General features: G+C 67.6%; 16 protein-coding genes and 1 pseudogene. 10 read left to right on the plus strand and 7 right to left on the minus strand.

Features of this window, described 5'->3' with window-relative positions:
- Positions 1-20: 20 nt before the first annotated feature.
- Positions 21-830 (minus strand): crotonase/enoyl-CoA hydratase family protein, encoded by an 810-nt coding sequence (locus BO226_RS17350; protein WP_024102104.1) that lies wholly within the window; start codon positions 828-830, stop codon positions 21-23.
- A 113-nt stretch (positions 831-943) separates the two neighbouring features.
- Positions 944-2,380 (minus strand): ABC1 kinase family protein, encoded by a 1,437-nt coding sequence (locus BO226_RS17355; RefSeq protein WP_071936504.1) that lies wholly within the window; start codon positions 2,378-2,380, stop codon positions 944-946.
- Positions 2,381-2,566: 186 nt separating this feature from the next.
- Between BO226_RS17355 and BO226_RS17360 the strand changes: the two genes are divergently transcribed.
- On the plus strand, positions 2,567-3,586 hold the full coding sequence (locus BO226_RS17360; protein WP_071935799.1) for a sigma-70 family RNA polymerase sigma factor: 1,020 nt from the start codon (positions 2,567-2,569) through the stop codon (positions 3,584-3,586).
- 9 nt (positions 3,587-3,595) lie between these two features.
- Here BO226_RS17360 and BO226_RS17365 read toward each other — a convergent pair whose 3' ends face one another.
- Together BO226_RS17365 and BO226_RS17370 are read right to left on the minus strand one after the other, a co-directional pair.
- Entirely contained in the window at positions 3,596-4,066 is a 471-nt protein-coding gene (locus tag BO226_RS17365; RefSeq protein ID WP_071935800.1) for a VOC family protein, read from the minus strand.
- Positions 4,067-4,183: 117 nt separating this feature from the next.
- Positions 4,184-4,717, minus strand: coding sequence for a hypothetical protein (locus BO226_RS17370; protein WP_071935801.1), 534 nt, complete (start codon positions 4,715-4,717; stop codon positions 4,184-4,186).
- 116 nt (positions 4,718-4,833) lie between these two features.
- Between BO226_RS17370 and BO226_RS17375 the strand changes: the two genes are divergently transcribed.
- From BO226_RS17375 to BO226_RS17390, 4 genes are all read left to right on the plus strand, one after another.
- Positions 4,834-6,036 carry a sensor histidine kinase gene (locus tag BO226_RS17375; RefSeq protein WP_071935802.1) on the plus strand — a complete coding sequence of 401 codons (1,203 nt, stop codon included), beginning with the start codon at positions 4,834-4,836 and terminating at the stop codon, positions 6,034-6,036.
- Positions 6,033-6,689 carry a response regulator gene (locus BO226_RS17380; protein WP_071935803.1) on the plus strand — a complete coding sequence of 219 codons (657 nt, stop codon included), beginning with the start codon at positions 6,033-6,035 and terminating at the stop codon, positions 6,687-6,689. Before BO226_RS17375 ends, BO226_RS17380 begins: the two co-directional genes overlap by 4 nt.
- Positions 6,690-6,741: 52 nt before the next feature.
- Positions 6,742-7,353: a DUF1707 SHOCT-like domain-containing protein gene (locus BO226_RS17385; protein WP_071935804.1), complete on the plus strand. Its 612-nt coding sequence runs from the start codon at positions 6,742-6,744 to the stop codon at positions 7,351-7,353.
- A gap of 197 nt (positions 7,354-7,550) precedes the next feature.
- A complete protein-coding gene (locus BO226_RS17390; RefSeq protein WP_064852267.1) occupies positions 7,551-8,474 on the plus strand; it encodes a PaaI family thioesterase in 924 nt (307 codons plus the stop codon).
- Positions 8,475-8,716: 242 nt separating this feature from the next.
- Here the strand turns inward: BO226_RS17390 and BO226_RS17395 are convergent, their stop codons facing one another.
- The gene (locus BO226_RS17395) at positions 8,717-9,922 is read right to left on the minus strand and encodes a serine hydrolase domain-containing protein (RefSeq protein WP_064257483.1); all 1,206 of its coding nucleotides are present in this window, start codon (positions 9,920-9,922) and stop codon (positions 8,717-8,719) included.
- Between the two features lie 113 nt (positions 9,923-10,035).
- Between BO226_RS17395 and BO226_RS17400 the strand changes: the two genes are divergently transcribed.
- A complete protein-coding gene (locus BO226_RS17400) occupies positions 10,036-12,006 on the plus strand; it encodes a M13 family metallopeptidase (protein ID WP_071935805.1) in 1,971 nt (656 codons plus the stop codon).
- A 99-nt stretch (positions 12,007-12,105) separates the two neighbouring features.
- Here the strand turns inward: BO226_RS17400 and BO226_RS17405 are convergent, their stop codons facing one another.
- The gene (locus tag BO226_RS17405; RefSeq protein ID WP_006553745.1) at positions 12,106-12,828 is read right to left on the minus strand and encodes a M23 family metallopeptidase; all 723 of its coding nucleotides are present in this window, start codon (positions 12,826-12,828) and stop codon (positions 12,106-12,108) included.
- 360 nt (positions 12,829-13,188) lie between these two features.
- Positions 13,189-14,523, minus strand: coding sequence for a cytochrome P450 (locus tag BO226_RS17410; protein ID WP_071935806.1), 1,335 nt, complete (start codon positions 14,521-14,523; stop codon positions 13,189-13,191).
- A 676-nt stretch (positions 14,524-15,199) separates the two neighbouring features.
- Here BO226_RS17410 and BO226_RS17420 point away from each other — a divergent pair.
- The 4 genes and pseudogenes from BO226_RS17420 to BO226_RS17435 all read left to right on the plus strand — a co-directional run bounded on the left by BO226_RS17420 (position 15,200) and on the right by BO226_RS17435 (position 18,814).
- Positions 15,200-16,486, plus strand: coding sequence for an MFS transporter (locus BO226_RS17420; RefSeq protein ID WP_232238144.1), 1,287 nt, complete (start codon positions 15,200-15,202; stop codon positions 16,484-16,486).
- A 76-nt stretch (positions 16,487-16,562) separates the two neighbouring features.
- A pseudogene (locus BO226_RS17425) lies at positions 16,563-16,967 on the plus strand (MFS transporter); the annotation flags it as partial.
- A 369-nt stretch (positions 16,968-17,336) separates the two neighbouring features.
- The gene (locus BO226_RS17430; protein ID WP_071935808.1) at positions 17,337-18,629 is read left to right on the plus strand and encodes a cytochrome P450; all 1,293 of its coding nucleotides are present in this window, start codon (positions 17,337-17,339) and stop codon (positions 18,627-18,629) included.
- The gene (locus tag BO226_RS17435; RefSeq protein ID WP_071935809.1) at positions 18,626-18,814 is read left to right on the plus strand and encodes a ferredoxin; all 189 of its coding nucleotides are present in this window, start codon (positions 18,626-18,628) and stop codon (positions 18,812-18,814) included. The genes BO226_RS17430 and BO226_RS17435 overlap by 4 nt, the downstream gene beginning before the upstream one ends.
- Positions 18,815-18,982: the final 168 nt, after the last annotated feature.

An 18,982-nucleotide genomic window follows, 5' to 3' on the forward strand; every position in this document is an offset into this window, starting at 1 on the left:
GGGGCAAGGAGAGGGGAAGGTCAGTTGCCGGTGAAGTCGCCGGTGCGTCGTTCGAGGAACGCCGAGAGGGCTTCGCGGTGGTCCTCGGTGTGGTGCGAGAGCGCCTGGAAGGAGGCCGACAGTTCGAGGAGCGTGTCGAGATCGACGCGCTGACCTTCGCGCAGCAACTTCTTCGTCATGCGCAGTGCGTTCGGGGGGTTGACGGCGACGCGGGCGGCGAGCGCGTTCGCGGCGTCGAGGAGCTGCTCGGGTTCGACGACCTGCGAGACCATGCCCCAGTCGAGGGCCGTCGCGGCGTCGACGCGGTCGCCGGTGAAGGCCATCTCGGCGGCGCGCGCCGCACCGACCGCGCGCGGAAGCAGCCAGGCGCCGCCGTCGCCGGGGATGATGCCGAGCTTGACGAAGCTCTCCGCGAAGAACGCCTTCGTCGAGGCGATCCGCATGTCGCACATCATCGCGAGGTCGCAGCCGGCGCCTACGGCCGGTCCGTTGACCGCGGCGATGATCGGGACCTCGCAGTGGTAGATGGCGCGGGGCAGGCGCTGGATGCCGTAACGGTAGCCCTCGCGCAGGGCGTGGGGGCTGCCGCCGAACATGCCGCGACGTTCGTCCATGTCCTTGACGTTGCCGCCGGCGGAGAAGGCCGATCCGGCGCCGGTGAGGATGACGACGCGGGTGTCGATGTCGCGGTTTGCCTCCTCGGCGAGCTCGACGAGGCGATCGATGACGTCGTCACCCGAGATCGGGTTGCGCGCCTCCGGAAGGTTGATCGTCCAGGTCACGACGTTTCCGTCGCGCGTGCTCAGTACGACGTCCTGCGAAGTTGCCATTGCGGTCGCGGTCCTTCCGGTAGCCAGTGTGTGGCTCGCACCATAATTTGGTCGAACGATCGTTCAAATTACGGGGCCGGTCGGATCCTGTAAAGACCGAACGGGCTCGTGGCTCAGTCGGGCAGGCTCACGTTCGATTCGGCGATTCTTATGGCTACCTCGTCCGGGAAGATGTTCCGGAAGACGAAGGGATCGCGGCCGAGCACCCAGCCCGGCGCCAGCGCGGTCGCGTAGCGCTCGAAATATCCGAGCTGCTTCCCGAACAACACGAGTTCCTCGGGCGTCGACGTGTTCCACTTGCGGCCGAGCGAGACGAGCGCACCGATCAGTTCGCTGAGCCGCAACTCCCCCACGTCCTGACCGAGCAGCGGACCGAAGATCTCGGCAACCTGCCGGCCGACCGCCGCGTCGTCGACGTCGAGATCGGCGGCGACACCGAGCGCCCGCACACTCTGCGCGACCGCCGTGAAGTCCCCGTCGAGCAGGGCCGCGCGGAACAACGCCCGCAGCAGCGCGCGCCACTTCTCGGGCAGTTCGCCGACGATGCCGAAGTCGAGCAGCGCGACGCGTCCGTCGTCGAGCAGCCAGAGATTGCCCGCGTGCACGTCGCCGTGGAACGGGCCGTGACAGAGCACCGCCTCCATCCACACCTTCACTCCGCGGCGCACGAGCAGGGAGGTGTCGAGATCGTCCTGGCCCGGCACCACCCGGTCGACGGGCTTGCCCTGCAGGCGCTCCATGCAGATCACCCGCGGACCGCACCACTGCCAGTACACCTCGGGCACCGTGACGTAGGCGTTGTCGCCGAACGCGGAGATGTTGCGGCGGAAACGATCCTGACGATCCGCTTCGACCGCCGCGTTGAGCTCGGTCATCGTCGCGTTGTAGAGATCGCGGATGATCCCCGGAGTGTTCGCGATACGGAAGAACTCGAAGAGTTGCAGCAGCTTCGCGCCCATGTAGGCGGCGCGCAGATCGACGAGCATGCGGTGCGCGATCCCCGGTCGCTGCACCTTCACCACGGCCCGTCGGCCGTCGCGCAGCACGCACCCGTGCACCTGGGCCACGGACGCCGCGGCGAGCGGCACATCGTCGAACGACTCGAACATCTCGTCGATGCGGTGTCCGAGATCCTCCTCGATCACCGCGCGGGCCTGCTCGGAAGGGAAGGTCGGCACGTCGTCGAGCATGCGCAGGCACGCGTCGGCGAGGGCCGCGGGGAACAGTCCGGGTGACGACGCGATGAGCTGGCCCAGCTTCACGAAGGTCGGCCCGAGATGTTCGAAGGCGTCGACGGTGCCGTGCGCGGCCGCTTCGACGACGCTGTGCTGCCGGGGCCGGACGGTCCACCGCAACACCGCCCACACCACGAAGGCGATCAGGACGGCGGCGACGACCACGGCCCGTCCGAGCTCGGCCGGCCCGAACCGGTCGAGCGGAGGCCGCTCGACGTCCAGGGCCCCGGGTGGAAGGACGTCGGCGAAGGGGCCGACGGGCCCGTTGCGCTCGGGCCTGCTGTGACCCTGCGCTCCGGATACGCCTTCGCGCAGCGTGTACTCGTGCACGACCTGTCCCCACTCCGTCCACCACGCGCTCACCTCGGCGCGACTTCGTGCACGGTACCTGTATCCGGCCCCCCGATCGAGACCCGGCGATCATCTGTCTTCTGTCGGTGCCCCCGACTACTCTCTGACGGGTAGCGGATTCGGGTCCGACCAGCCGGGGGTATCGCGCTCATGACCGAACAACTGCTCGAAGAATCTGCCGGTTCGACATCGATGTCGACCGATTTCATGGAACTCGCCGAGCCGTTCCGTCGCGAATTGCTCGCCCACTGTTATCGCATGAGCGGGTCGCTGCACGATGCGGAAGACCTGGTCCAGGAGACCTATCTGCGCGCCTGGCGCGGTTACGAGAACTTCGGCGGCCGCTCCTCACTGCGCACGTGGCTGCACCGGATCGCCACCAACGTGTGCCTGACGGCGCTCGAAGGCCGCAGTCGCCGGCCGTTGCCCACCGGGCTCGGCGCGCCCAGCTCCGATCCCACCGACGATCTGGTCACCCGCCCCGAGGTGCCGTGGCTCGAGCCGTTCCCCGCGGGGTACGCCACCGACGATCCGTCGGATCCCGCCACCATCGCTGCCTCCCGCGATTCCGTCCGCCTCGCCTTCGTCGCGGCCCTGCAGCATCTCTCCGCTCGTCAGCGCGCGGTCCTGCTGCTCCGCGAGGTCCTGCAGTGGCGCGCCACCGAGGTCGCAGCCGCGCTCGACACGTCGACGGCGGCGGTCAACAGTCTCCTGCAGCGGGCACGTGCGCAGCTGAAGGACGCCCAGGTCCGCGACGACGACCTCGCCGAACCCGACAGCGCCGAGACCAAGGCGTTGCTGCAGCGCTGGATCGACGGCTTCGAGAAGTACGACATCGATTCGCTCGTCGAGATGCTCACCCAGGACGCCGTCTGGGAGATGCCGCCCTTCGAGGGCTGGTACCAGGGCCCCGACGCGATCGTCACCCTCATCAAGCACAAGTGCCCCGCGAAGGGCCCCGGCGACCAGGTGCTGCTTCCCACCGTGGCCAACGGCCAGCCGGCATTCGGGCTGTACATGCGAGGGGAGGACGACCGCCACCACCCTTTCCAACTGCAGGTGCTCGACATCGTCGACGGTAGGGTCGCGCACGCCACCGTCTTCTTCTCCGACGACACCACGGCGTTGTTCGCGCGATTCGGACTGCCGGAGGACCCGGCAGCCCGCTGACGGTCGCGGTCAGGCTTCTGCGGTGGCGTTCTCCTCGGCGTCCTCCGGAGTCCAGGCCTGCGCCGCAGCCGACATGTCCATCCACATGACCTCCCAGACGTGGCCGTCGAGGTCGCGGAAGGCCCGCTGGTGGGCGAAGTCCCCCATCTCCTCCTGCGCCTTCTGCGCGCCGGTCGTCACCCATTCGCTGCCGCCGGCCGCGATCGCGCCGTCGACGAGCGCGTCGACGGCGTCGCGACTGTCGGCCGAGACGCACATCAGCGCCTCACGCGCCTTCGTGGTGTCGCAGATGTCGTCGTTGATGAAGTCGCGGAATCGCGGCTTCTCGAGCAACATCACGTAGGTCTGCTCGTTGATCTCCAGGCACGCGGTGTTCTCGTCGCAGAACATGTCGTTGAAGGTGAATCCGAGCGTGTCGAAGAATGCACGGGAGGCGGCGACGTTCTCGACGGCGAGGTTGACGAACAGCATGCGCGACATGGTTTCTCCTGTGTTCGGCCCGTCCTGCGCGGGCGCGGTGTGGGTGTCACGGATACAGACCGGCCGCCCCGCGAGAACTCATCGCGCACCCCGAGATTTCTCGGCGCGGTGTGGTCGTCACTGTTTACCGAGCACCCAGACCGGGCCCGTGATCAGCCAGATCACCGTGATCGTGGCGAGGGTGGGGAAGATTCCGTACAGCGCCGAGGCCTGTTCGCCGTTCGCGACGGTCGACCCGAGCCCGAGCACGGCGGCTGCGCTGATCCCGGCCGCGAGCAGCCATCGCCCGAAGTCCGCACATTCCTTGCGGAAGGCCTCCGGGCCTTCCTTCGGAGCGCGTTCCGGTTTCGCACCACCCGCGAAGTGGTAGGCGAACCGCCGGTCGGCCCACCGGACGACGCTCGGCCCGAAGGCGACGCTCACACCGAGATAGATGCCGGCCACACGGTGGACCCAGCCGACCTCCGCGCCGTTGTGCAGATCCACGGCGACGGCCGCGAGCAGGACGACGTCGATCAGCGGGATCAGGGCGAGCAGCACCGTGCCCGTCCTTCGGAGCCGGAGCAGATACCGGAACATGAGCCCGGCCGCGAGCACGACCCAGAACGCGATCTCGCACCCCACGATGAAAGCGGCGATGTGGCTGAACATGACCTCAGAATCGCGCGCACATCCCCCCGCGCGCGTCGCCCGATGGGCGGCAGATGCCTCATCACTTCGGGTGACGCCGACCCTGCTCCTCCCCCGGTTGTGGTCGAATCGTTGCCGTGGACAACCGTGAATCCGAGATTCGAGTGGGATTCGTGAACCCGCGCTACAACTCCCTGCTCGTCGCCCTCGCGTACTTCGCGGGTGGCGCGCTGTTGTACGCGCTGGATCTCGGTGTGCTCGTCGAGGACCGGCCGCCGCAGCCGCTGTGGGTGTGGCTGGTTCTGCTCGCGTGCGTGTGTGCACCGATGACGATGCGTCGCACACGACCGCTTCTCGCACTCCTGCTGGGCACGGTTCCGGTACTGGTCGACCTCGTCGTCGGCCCTTCGCTGCCGGTCTGGATCGCATACGGCGACCTGCTGTATGCCGCAGCGCTCTTCGGCTCGGCGCGGACCAGTCGCTTCCTCGAACGCGCCCCGTTGGTCCCGATCGTCGTCGGCGCCGTCGCGCTCGGTGTGTACTTCGGAGAACTGCGCATCGCCGTATGGGCCGTGTCGATCGCCGCGCTCGTGATCGTCGTCCCGATCTGGTGGGCCCGATCCGTCCGCACACATCGGGACGCCGCCGAGATCGAACGGGCACGCGCCGAGGCTCTCTCGCGGGTCGCGGAACTGGACCGTCGCGCCGCCATCACCACCGAGCGACAGCGTCTGGCCCGCGACCTGCACGATGTCGTGGCTGGGCACCTGTCGTCGATCGCGATCCAGAGCGAGGCCGCGCTCCGCCTCCGCGATTCCGATCCCGACCGAGCGCTGACCGTGCTCGAGTCCGTGCGCTCCGGCAGCGTGGCCGCCCTGCAGGAGATGCAGTCGATGGTGCGTCTGTTGCGCAGCGACGACACCGACGAGATCACCACCGCGGGTCGCCTCGCCGACCTCGAACCGCTCACCGCCTCCGCACGCGCCGCCGGCACCTCCGTCCGGATCGACGGTCGTCCACCCGCAGACCTCGACGCGGAGGTCGATCTCACGGCCTACCGCATCGTCCAGGAGACCCTGACGAACGCGGTCAAGCATGCACCCGGACGGCCGGTGACCCTTCGTTTCGACGACGCCGACGGCCACCTCGGGATCGAGGTGGTGAACCCGATCGGCGACCCGGACACCCCGGACCCGTCACCGGCCCGCGGCGCCGGGCACGGCCTGCGCAACATCGCCGAACGCGCCGCCGCGGTGGGCGGGCACGCCCGCTCCGGTCGCGACGGGAACGAATGGAGGACATACGTGCAACTGCCGATCGCGAACAGGAGTACGACGTGACGATCAGGGTGTTGCTCGCCGACGACCACAGCGCCATCCGCGCGGGCCTGCGGCTCCTGCTCCACACGAGCGAGGACATCGAGGTGGTGGGCGAAGCCGCCGACGGTGCCGTCGCGGTGTCGCAGACGCGCGCCCTCGCCCCGGATGTCGTCCTCATGGACATCCGCATGCCGCACGTCGACGGGATCGCCGCGACCCGCACCATCACCGAGGAGACGAGTGCCCGGGTGCTGGTGCTGACGAGTTTCGAGATCGACGAGTACGTCTTCGAGAGTCTTCGGGCCGGAGCGGCCGGATACCTCCTCAAGACCGCCTCCGCGGATGCCATGCTCGACGCGATCCGGGCGGTGCACTCCGGGGAGTCCGTGCTCTCACCGCAGGTCACGCGAACCGTCATCGACGCGTTCGTCTCGAAATCGACTCGGCGGGAGGATGTTCCGGACGGTCCGGATATCGACGCCCTCACCGCACGCGAACAGGAGGTCTTCGCGTGCCTGGGCGAGGGATTGTCCAACCGCCAGATCGCCACCCGCCTCGGCATCGGTGAGAACACGGCGAAGACACACGTCGCCCGGGTGCTGCACAAACTCGGGCTGCAATCGCGGATCCAGGCGGCCATCCTCGCCCGGGACATGCCCGACCATCAGCTCTAGGATCGGGGATGCACCAGGATTCGACAACCGACTCCGAAAGCGCGGGAAAACAATGACCGGCACTTCCGATCACGACGACCTGCTGCTCAGCGACGCCGAACGCATGCACGCGTTGAACGCACTCGGCGAACACTACGCCGCGGGCCGGCTCGACAGCGCCGAGTTCTACGAACGATCCGGAGAGATATCTTCGGCGCGAACGTTTTCGGCGTTGCTCCCCTCCTTCCGGGGGCTACCCGGCGGTGTTCCCCTCGAACAGGTCGACGGTCACATCCGGATGACCCACGACTCCTCCGCGCCGGCGGTCAGCCACGACAGCTCCTCTGCGACGGCATCCCAGTCCCCGGAGGACGAACTGGCCTCGCTCCGCGAACGGGGCAGCATGGTCGAGACGCTGGACTGGATCATCATCGGCGTCACGCTCGTGACCTTCCTCGTCCTGCAGATCGCTCTCGACTGGAGCTACGCGTGGATCGTGTGGCCGTCGCTGATCGTCACGCTCAGCGTTCCGCGGTTGATCCTGAAGTACAGCGACGACGACGAGAAGGTCTACGAAGAGCTCAAGAAGTCGGAGGCCGCCGAACGGAAGAAGCGGCTCGAGGAGGCGTCGAAGCGGATCCGGGAACTCGAGGGTCGTCGCGGTCCGGAGACGCCACGGAGCTGAAGCGACCGACAGTCACGGAGCTGAAGCGACCGACAGTCACGGGGCTGAAGCGACCGACAGTCACGGGGCTGAAGCGACCGACAGTCACGGAGCTGAGCCGAGGGGTGACCGCAGAGCGGGGTCGACCGGTGATCGCGGACCGGGACGAACCACTCCCCGATTGCTCTTTATTGCGCTGTTCCTGGTAGAAGCAAGGAATGGCAATCGAGACCGCACAGTTCACCGTCGATCGTCCGGGTCGTTTCATGGGCGTCGGCATCGAGGTCGCCGACGACGCGTCGGTCTCGGTCACCCAGTCCGTCGGATCGCACCTGTTCGACCACCGCGGGCAGACCACGCTCGCCTCCATCGGCGTCTTCACCGACGTCGCCGCGGGCGCACCCGCCGGTATCGCGCGATTCGCGGAGACCGGTGAGCGACCGCAGAGCGTGCTGTCGCACGTGACGGCGACGCTCGCCCACCCCTTCCCAGCCTCGGGGGCCCTCGTCGGTCACGGCAGCAGCCTGTTCTTCGACGAGTCCACCGCCGTGTCGGGCACCGACGTGCGCGACGAGCAGGGTGCTCTCGTCGCGCACCTGGTCGGCCGCTCCATCGTCGTCGGGCGCACGCCGATGGAACTCGGCGCCGAGGCGTCGGAGGCCGTGCCGGAGCGGGACGAGCCGGAACCGTGGTCCGATGTGGCGATCCTGGCCGAACTGCCCGGCCTCGACATCGTCACGGGCATCTCCACCGGGACTCTTCCGCGCGGACCGCTCGCCGGGCTGCTCGGACTCGAGGTGACAGCCGCCGAGCGCGGCGTCGTGCAGGCCCGGCTGTCGCCGCGCGAGTGGATGGCCAACGTGATCGGTTCGGTGCAGGGCGGTGTGCTCGTGTCGATGGCGGAGGCCGTCACCGGCCTGGCCGCACAGACGCTGACAGGCATCGATCAGAACTATCGCGTGCTGGAGATCGGCCTCGACTACCTCCGCTCGCCCGCCGTCCCCGGGCCGGTCATCGAACTGCGATCCGAAGCGGTGCGGGCCGGACGGCGACTCGCGTCCTTCGAGACGACGCTGTGCGCCGCCGACGGCACCGTCTACGTGCGCGCACACGCCAACGTCCAGCTGCTGCACCGCGCGTAACGGATTCGCAGGAATCTCCCAGCTCTCTCGCACTGTGCCTCGAGCGTCCGGACGCACGATGGTCGGAACGAGGACGCACGGAGGAGAGATCATGAACGAGGACGGTCGAGCCGTACACCGAGCACAGCGGCCGCGACACTCGCAACGACACCGACTCGATCCACGACCCGACGGGGACGACGGTCACCGCACGTGAGGGTGACCGGGTCCTCGCCGCGGTCAACGTGGGTGTCGACGTCTGATCACGCTGCTCTGCGCGCGGCCGTCACCGCCGCGGCGCCGAGCCTCGGGAACCGGCCGTCGGAGATCGTGGTGAAGGTGTTGCCCATGCGGTTGGTGACGAACGCGACCGACAGTCCGGTCTCCGGGTCGGCGAACGCTCCGGAGCCGCCGAAGCCGTAGTGGCCGACCGACCGCAGCGGCTGCTGCCTCAGGGCGACCCATCCGGGGTGGTAACCCAGCCGCCAGTTGGGCCGGATGCCGAGGACGTAGTCGCGTCGCCGGGTCTGCACTTCGAGCAACTGGCCGACGGTGTCCTCCTTCAACAGGCGGGCACCGTCGATCGCTCCGCCGTTCGCGATCGCCGCGTACATGCGGGCCAGGGCCCGAGCGGTGAACACACCGTTCCATCCCGGCATGACGGCGTCGTGCGCGGACGGACTGCGCATCAACTCGTCGAAGCCCTCCGCCATGCCTGCCTCGGCGAGACCCCGCACGCCCGGCGCGTGCGACAGCACCGCCGACGCCGTCGTCCACGGTGCCGGCAGGAAGTTGACCTTGGGGAACACCCGGGCGATGCGGTGCCGTTGGTCCTCGGGCACGTGGTACCAGAACTCGTCCGTGCCGAGCGGCTCGGCGATCTCGGTGCGCACGAGTTCCTGGAAGGACACCCCGGTCACGCGCGATGCGATCTCGGCGACGAGGTTGCCGTAGGTGACGGCGTGATAACCCGGCCCGTGGAAACGTCGTGGATCGGGTGGGGAGGCGGCGAGCGCGGCGGCCACCGCCTCGGAATCGAGCAGTCCTTCCCTGCCGGGCACGAGACCGCGGGACCTGTGCAGTCCGGCGCGATGCGACATGAGCTGTCGCAGGGTGATCGTCTCCTTGCCGGCCGCGGCGAACTCCGGCCAGTACTCGGCCACGGCTGCGTCGTAGTCGAGCAGGCCACGCTCGGCGAGGCGGTGCACCACCGTGCTGGCCACCCCCTTGCCGGTGGAGAACGACAGCACCACGGTGTCGCGGGTCCACCGCTTGTCGCGTGCGGCCCAGCCCGCCCAGATGTCGAGGACGGGTTCGCCGTGGAGATAGCAGGCGAGAGCGCCGCCGCCCTGGCTCGGCTTGTAGAACATCCGGAAGAACAGATCCGCGACAGGCATGAAGCGCGGATCGACCAGCATCTGTGTGGGCGGGGTCGCCACGGGCGGCTCCGTCGTGGAACCTTCGGTCATGAGGGCGATGGTAGGAGTATGTAAACGCTCCCGAGGGTGTTCTCCCACTTCCGCGGCGGTCCGGTCCGCAGGGTGACTGCACGACCTGCCCTTCCGGTGTAAGGATGGGGAGCATGACCCTCGCGCAGAACTCGGAGATTCGCTCCGGCATCGATCTCGGACACGTCGACGAACGGGTCCGCCCCCAGGACGACCTCTTCGAACACGTGAACGGCCGATGGCTCGCCGAACACGAGATCCCCGCCGACCGCGCGCTCGACGGAGCCTTCCGCACGCTCGCCGACAAGGCCGAGGTCGACGTGCGGACCATCATCGAAGAGGCCGCGGCGTCCGGCGCCGAGCCGGGCACCGACGCCCAGAAGATCGGCGACCTGTACACCTCGTTCATGGACACCGCGACGATCGAGGCAGCCGGTCTCGATCCGATCCGCGGGGAACTCCGGGCGGTCTCCGGCGCTGCCGACCGCGCCGCGCTCGCGGCAGTACTGGGCGGGTTGCAGCGCGCCGGCGTGACGGGTGCGCTCGCGCACTACGTCGACACCGATTCGAAGAACTCCGAGCGGTACCTGATGCACGTTTCGCAGGGCGGGCTCGGGCTGCCCGACGAGTCGTACTACCGCGAGGACCGCTACGCCGAGATCCGTGACCGGTACACCGCCCACATCGGCCGGATGTTCGCCCTCGCCGACCTGCCCTACGACGCGGCGAAGGTGGTCGCGCTCGAGACGAGGCTGGCCGCCGGGCACTGGGACGTCGTCAAGCGTCGCGACGCCGACCTGACTTACAACCTGCTCACCCTCGACTCGCTGCGCACCGATCTTCCGCAGTTCGACTGGACGGGATGGATCACCGCGACCGGCGCGACCACCGAACAGTGGGCCGAGATCGTCGTTCGTCAGCCGAGCTTCCTCGAGACGTTCGCGACGTTGTGGGCCGACGAGGACCTCGACGACTGGAAGGCCTGGGCGGTGTGGCGGGTGCTGCGCGCGCGGGCTCCGTACCTGTCCGAGGCGTTCGTCGACGAGAACTTCGCGTTCTACGGCCGCACGCTCACCGGTACGCAGGAGATCCGCGACCGCTGGAAGCGCGGTGTGTCGCTCGTGCAGGACCTGCTCGGCGAGGCCGTCGGCAAGCTCTACGTCGAACGGCACTTCCCCGCCGAGGCGAAGACGCGCATGCAGGTGCTCGTCGACAATCTCACCGAGGCGTACCGGCAGTCCATCACCGACCTCGAATGGATGAGCCCGGCCACGCGCGAGGCCGCGCTGCGCAAGCTCGAGAAGTTCACCCCCAAGGTCGGCTATCCCGACACCTGGCGCGACTACTCCGCTGTGACGATCACCCCGGACGACGTGGTGGGCAACTACCGCAGCGGGTACGCCGCGGAATACGACCGCGATCTCGGCAAGCTCGGTGGTCCGGTCGATCGCGGCGAGTGGTTCATGACCCCGCAGACGGTCAACGCCTACTACAACCCGGGGATGAACGAGATCGTCTTCCCCGCCGCGATTCTCCAGCCCCCGTTCTTCGACCTGCATGCCGACGACGCCGCGAACTACGGCGGTATCGGCGCGGTCATCGGGCACGAGATCGGCCACGGATTCGACGATCAGGGCGCGAAGTACGACGGCGACGGCAATCTGGAGAACTGGTGGACCGATTCGGACCGCGAGGAGTTCGGTAAGCGCACCGCGGCCCTCATCGCGCAGTACGACGAGTTCGAGCCGAAGGCCCTTCCCGGACAGCGTGTCAACGGCAGCTTCACGATCGGCGAGAACATCGGTGATCTCGGTGGCCTGTCGATCGCGTTGAAGGCCTACGAGATCGCGCTCGACGGCAAGCCCGCGCCGGTCATCGACGGCCTGACCGGCCTGCAGCGCGTGTTCTTCGGATGGGCGCAGGTGTGGCGTACGAAGGTTCGCGACGAAGAGGCGTCACGACGCCTCGCCGTCGACCCGCACTCGCCGCCGGAGTTCCGCTGCAACGGCGTGATCCGCAACATCGACGCTTTCTACGAGGCGTTCGGCGTCACCGAGGGCGACAGGCTGTATCTCGATCCTTCGGAGCGCGTGCGCATTTGGTAACTCCACGCACGACTCTGCCCCGACGCGGACAGCGTCGGGGCAGTGGTCGTTTCGGGGGCGTTCGTTTCGGGGGCCGTTCTCGGGCTGTCGCCTACCGGATCAGCCGAGGTGCGAGCTCGGCACCGGAACGCCGCGCGCGTGGAACCACGGGATGGGGTCGACCTTGGCGCCGCCCGGCTGCCACACCTCGTAGTGCAGGTGCGGGCCGGTGGACTGGCCGCGGTTGCCCATTGTGGCGATCTGCTCACCGGCGCGGACGTGCTGGCCGACCGAGACGAGGGACTGATCGATGTGGCCGTAGACACCGGTCGTGCCGTCGTCCTGCGCGATGCGCACCCACAGGCCGAAGCCCGAGGCCGGACCGGATTCGATCACGACGCCGTCGGTGACGGAGAGGATGGGCGTGCCGATCGAGTTGGCGACGTCGATACCGTTGTGGTTGGTCCCCCAGCGCGGACCGTAGCCCGAGGTCAGCGTTCCTGCAGCGGGGAAGGCGAGCGCGGGGCGACGCGCGGCCTCCTCACGAGCGGCCTGCTCGGCGGCCTCGCGGGCGATCCGCTCGGCCTCGGCACGCTGTGCTGCCTCCTGGGCAGCGATCGCCTCGACGACACGCTGTGCTTCCCTCTCGGCGGCGCGGTTCAGCTTCTCGGTGTAGTGGGATGCGTCGACACCGGCGACCTTCAGCACCTGCGGTGCGGTCGAGAGGTTCTCCCCGGCGCCCGTCCATGCGGTGGCGGACTCGACGCGGACCCGGTCGCCTGCGGCGTTCGCGACCGTCGTTCCGCCGACGGTGACGGCGCTCGCGAGGACCGCGACTGCCATCCACCTGCCGGCGCGGGTTGCGCGCCGTCGCAGATCGGTGGCTTCTCGGGTGTGGGTGGATTCAGGATTTCGGATCACAGCAGTTTCCTCTGGGACAGGCCCTCGGTAACGAAAGGGTCACGATTCCATCACAGAGTACTTCGACCTTTGACGACCTCAGCGTGTCGCCTTGACTCCAAACCGACCGGTATCGGACAAAAAGTGCCCGATTTGCCCTACTCGATTCACATCGCCACCATCGACCTCACGGGTTGGTCGCAAAACCGGGATGAACCGTGAGTGACGTCACGCCTTCGGATAACGGGGAAACGATCTCCGAGGGGGTATCGAGGCGGTATTGCGGCCCCAGCCGAGAGGGTCCTACCGCACCGCGAAACGCAGACCGAAATTATCGAACGTCGCGGGCAGCGGACGCGCCGGATCCGGCTTCATATCCGACACCACGGTGAACTCGGCGGACCGGAGCAGAGTCGCAAGGAAGGTACTCGCCGCGAACAGCACGATGCTGCGCCCGGGGCACACCGTCGGTCCGGCGCTGAACGGCACGAGCGCGGGATAGCGCTCGGCGCGGCCGTCGAGCCAGATCTCGGGTTCGAAGGTGTCGGCGAACGGCAGGTCGTCGGAGCGGTGGAAGGCCGAGGACAGGATCACGAAGCCCGTACCGGCGGGAATCGTGGAGGTACCACCCGCACCGTCGCTCCACGTGGTCTCTTCCACGGAGTCCCGGAGGATCACCGGAGTGGTCGGCCACAGCCGGGTCGTGTCCAGCACGCAGGCCCGCAGGTACTCGTAGACCTGCGGTGTCCCGGCTTCGGTTCCCGACAATTCCGACTCGACGCGCAGACGCTGCTCGGAATGGGTCGACAACACCGCCAGGGTTCGGGCGCTGACCATGCCTGCGGCGTCGAACGCGAACAACCAGTGCGGCATCTGCCCGATCGGGTCGACGGACGCCGGCGCTGCGAGGTCCCGGACCACCCCGGCCAGACTCTGGGACGGAGCCGCCGTGACATGACGGTGCAGGTTCTGGGTGAACCGATCGCGCAGGCGGTGCCGGAGCGGATGCGCGAACGACCAGTTCCCGTTCGAGCGCAGCGTCCACAACTGGTCGGTGATGCTCTCGTCGTCGCGGGCGGCGTCGCCGAACGCGAGTCGCCGAACGAGGCGCCACCAGGTCTTCACGAAATCAGGAGCGTCGAGTTCACCGCGCGACCTCGCATGCTCGAGCAGATCCTGCGCCTCCTGCTCGATCACGGGAACCCATTCGGCCGCGAGACGGTGCAGGGCGTGTTCCGGTTCGAGGACCGACTCGTTGAACGCGCGTCGCTGGGCGCGGATGTTCCCTCGGGAGATGAGCACACCGTTGGGCTGGAACGGGCTGAGTGCGGCCACCTTCTCCTTGTTGGCCGCAGTGAACGATGCCGTGTCGGTGCGCAGGATCCGGTCCACATCCTCGGGCGTCAGGACGGTCGCGAGGGTGCGGCCGGGGATCGGCACGACCACCGGTCCGTCACCGTGCCGCTTCCGTAGATCGGCGACCAGGCGGACCACGCCGGCATCGGATTGGTTCTTCTCGAGCAGCTTCATCGCCCAACGCCGACGAGCGATCGGTCCCACCGCCACGAATGGCACGGCCACCTGCCCGAGGAGCCGAGCGGCGTCGGTGGGCGAAACGGTCGCGGTCGTTGCAGGCACAGGTGCTCCCGGCGTCGGAGGGGCAGGACTTGTGAAGGCTTCCCGTCGGGAGCACATCCAAACGTCCGTCCGGACCCGCAGAGGGAGATCACCGCAACCCCGGAACGAGCAGGCTTGCACGGTCCGCGGACAGAAGCACGCCTTCGGACGGCATGCAACTGTCTTCAAGGCGCGCAAACGGTCGGCGCTGCAGTGACAACTACCCGTCCCGATTTCCCCTGTGCCCTATTTTCCGCGCGCCTGCTTGCCGCGAGAGCGCCTTGTCGGCCGCCTCCCAGTGCGCATCGAACAGATCGCCACGACCGTCGGAAAACCCTGCGACGGTGTGGAAGTGAGCATCGCCGACGACAGCGAGGTGCTAATCCGCGGATACAACGTGATGCAGGGCTATCTCGACGGTCCGGAGGCCACCGCCGCAACCGTCGACTCCGCAGCGGGCCGGCGTGAGCGGGCACGGTTATGCCTCGTCGGTACGCCCGCTCAGCAGATTGTCCGCCTGACCACGGCTTCGAGGAACTTCACGGGAACCGGTTTCGCCCTCCCTCGACTCGGGTATTCGCCGAGGCACCGAGCTCGATCGGAGGGGGCAATCGTGGAGAACGGTTCCGTCGACCCGACACCGGACGTTCACGAAGAGCAGCCGGAGACGGTACGGCGCGCTATCGGTGCGTCGGCCATGGGTAATTTCACCGAGTGGTTCGACTACGGCGTCTATGCCTACACGGCCACCTACATCGCCGATTCGTTCTTCCCCGGCGATCTCGAATCCGCGACACTGCTCACGCTGGGTGTCTTTGCGGTCTCCTTCGTCATGCGGCCGCTGGGCGGTTTCGTGTGGGGTCCACTCGGCGACCGGTTGGGTCGGCGCCAGATCCTGGCGCTCACCATCCTGTTGATGGGTGGTTCGACGGTTCTGCTCGGCGCGGTCCCGTCGTACGAGTCGATCGGGTTCTGGGCACCTCTGCTGCTCGTGCTGTTGCGCATGATCCAGGGGTTCTCCACCGGCGGTGAGTACGGTGGCGCAGCGACTTTCATGGCCGAGTACTCCCCCGACCACAAACGTGGCTTCTACGGTAGTTTCCTCGAGTTCGGCACGCTGGGTGGTTTCTCCGTCGGTGCGTTCCTCGTCCTGATGATCGATCTGATGTCCACCGATGCCTTCATGGCGACCTGGGGCTGGCGACTGCCGTTCTTCGTCGCCGGCCCGCTCGCACTGGTGGGCCTCTACCTTCGTTCGAAACTCGACGAGACGCCGGTCTTCAAGGAACTGGAGGAGGCGCACCAGGAGGAGGCCAGCGTCGGCGCCGAGTTCAAGGACCTGATCACCCGCTACTGGCGACCGATCATCACGATGATGGGTCTGGTCATCGCGCTGAACGTCTGCAACTACACGTTGCTGAGCTACATGCCGACCTATCTCGAGGACCGGATCTGTCTGACGACCACTTCGGCACTGATCCTGGTGTTGATCGGTCAGCTCGCGATGATGGCGGTCATCCCGTTCTCCGGCTCCTTGTCGGACCGCATCGGGCGCAAGCCCCTCTGGGCGGCGTCGCTGGGTGGTCTGTTCGTTCTCGCCGTGCCGATGTACATGTTGATGTCGGTGGGCTTCGGCTGGGCGATCCTCGGCTTCACCGTGCTCGGCCTGCTGTACGTGATGCAGTTGTCGACCATCTCGGCGACCTTCCCCGCGATGTTCCCCACGCAGGTCCGGTTCGCCGGGTTCGCGATCTCGTACAACGTGGCCACCTCGATCTTCGGAGGTACGGCTCCCGCGATCAACGAATGGCTCGTCGAGCGGACCGGCAACGATCTCATGCCGGCCTTCTACACGATGGGCGCGTGCGCGGTCGGTCTCGTCGCCCTCTACTTCGTGGCGGAGACCGCGGGCGCATCGCTGCGGGGACGCGGTATCCCGGGTATCGATACCGAAGCACGCCCCGCGGCCTTGTCCCATCACTGATGTTGCCCCGGTTCGAGGTTCGAGGTTCGGAGACGGCTCGTGAATCGACGACCCGGTCGTCGATGTGGACGGTGGCACCGTCTCGGCCTTCCTGCTGTGGTTCGAACACGACCGGCTGTGGGAGATCCTCGTCGGGATGTTCCTGTTCGGCGTCGGCATGGGCACGGCCTACGCCGCGATGCCCGCGCTCATCGCACGCAGCGTGGCCGACACCGAGCTCGGCAGCGCCGTCAGTTTCAACCAGGTCCTCCGCACCGTCGGCGACGCCTTCGGCAGTGCCCTGTCCGGCGCCGTCCTCGCCGCACACATGGGCGCCGACCTGCATCCGACCGACGGAGGCATCACGCTCGCGTTCGCCCTCGGGGCGTGCGGCAGCGTGATCGTGTTCGCCGCGCTCGCGGTCAACCATGTCCGGTCGCTCCGTCCATCCGATACCTCGGTGAGCACGCCGGCCCTTCGCGGTGCCGATCTGCGCCGCTGACCGGATACCGCCGATACGCGAAGGTCGTCGAGTCGCTCTTCCTCCCGTCGACTCCACCGACCCATCGTCGGCGTGAAGTCACCCATCGGACATTCCGACGATGAACACATCCCGTGCCCGTACCCGAACTTTCCGAGGCTCGAGTACGGGCATGTTGTCGCTTCTGCGGTTACACACATTTCAAGATCGAACACAGCACATCGATCCTCGTCACGTTATCCATCACAAGTCCGAAATGCACGAAAGATCCTCTCGCGCCCAACTTTCGAACCCGTGGTTGGATGTGCGGTCGAGATACGGACTCGAGCGCGCGACGCCGCGTGGCGAAGCCGAACTCCATCACAGCCACCGCCTGCCCCGGGAGGAACCATGACCGACATCGAGACGAAGAACTTCTTCACCGATCCGGAACTCGTCGAGGACCCGTACCCCTACTACGACGCCCTGCGCGAGGGATGCCCGGTCACGCGCGAACCCCACCACAACGTCATGATGGTCACCGGCTACGAAGAGGCGATCCAGGTCCTGAGCGACGAGCAGACCTTCTCGTCGTGCATCTCGGTGACCGGTCCGTTCTCCGGCCTTCCGGCCTGCCCCGAGAGCGACGACATCACCGACTTCATCGAGGAGCACCGCCCCTCGCTGCCGATGAACGACCAGCTCCCCACCATGGATCCCCCGCAGCACACCGACCATCGCGGCCTGCTGATGCGGCTCATCACGCCCAAGCGCCTCGAGGAGAACGAGGCCTTCATCGAGCGCATCGCCGACCGCCTCCTCGACGATCTGCTCGCCCGAGGCGAGGGCGACTACATCACCGGCTTCGCCGCTCCGTTCGCGATGCTCGTCATCGCCGACCTGCTGGGCGTGCCGGAGAGTGACCATCAAGAATTCATCGAGGGCCTGAAGATCCAAGTGGAGAAAGGCTTCTCGCTCGGCAGCACCGAGGGTGAGACGCTGAAGCTCAACCCGCTCGAGTTCCTGTACAAGAAGTTCGGCCAGTACATCGAGGACCGCCGCGCGAACCCCACCGACGACGTGCTGACGGGCCTCGCCACCGCAACCTTCCCCGACGGCACCCTGCCGCCCGTCGACGACGTCCTGCGTATCGCCGCGAACGTGTTCTCCGCCGGCCAGGAGACCACCGTGCGTCTGCTGAGTTCCGCGTTGCGGATCATCGCCGAGCAGCCCGAACTCCAGAAGACCCTGCGCAGCGAGCCCGATCGCATCCCGAACTTCATCGAGGAGACGCTGCGTTTCGAGAGCCCGATCAAGGGCGACTTCCGGCTCGCGAAGACTCCCACCACCGTCGGCGGGGTCGACGTCTCGGCCGGCACGATCATGATGCTGGTCAACGGCGCCGCCAACCGCGACCCGCGCCAGTTCTCCGACCCGAGCGAGTTCGACATCGATCGCCGCAACGCACGCACCCACATCGCGTTCGGTCGCGGCGTGCACTCGTGTCCTGGCGCCCCGCTCGCCCGAACCGAAGGACGCGTGGGCATCGCGCGCCTGCTCGAGCGCACCAGCGAGATCCGGATCTCCGAGAAAGTGCACGGCCCCGAGGACGACCGGAAGTTCGGTTACCTGCCGACCTTCATCCTGCGCGGCCTGCTCGCCCTGCACCTCGAGTACACGCCGGCGGAAGGTGAGTCGAAGTGAAGGTCGTCGTCGACGACGACGCCTGCCGCGGACACGGCGTCTGCCTCGCGGCCTGCCCGGAGGTCTTCGACCTGAGCGACGGCGGATACGCCGTCACCCTGCTGTCCGAGGTCCCGGCCGAACACCAGGACTCCGTGCGGGAGGCCGCAGGGGGTTGCCCCGAAAGGGCGATCCGGCTCGACTGAGATCAGAGCGCGCCGTTCTTCGACGGGTCCGGCGTCCGGCCGGGTGCGCTCCGATCCCCGCGTTGGTTGTCAGGATGTCTCACGGCCATCCTGACAACCAGCGAATTGCCGCAGCGGATGGCGAGAACGGCAGCGGATTCCGTCCCGGGTGCGCATTCCGACTTGCCT

The organism is Rhodococcus sp. 2G (genome assembly GCF_001886355.1).
Taxonomy (GTDB): domain Bacteria; phylum Actinomycetota; class Actinomycetes; order Mycobacteriales; family Mycobacteriaceae; genus Rhodococcus; species Rhodococcus pyridinivorans.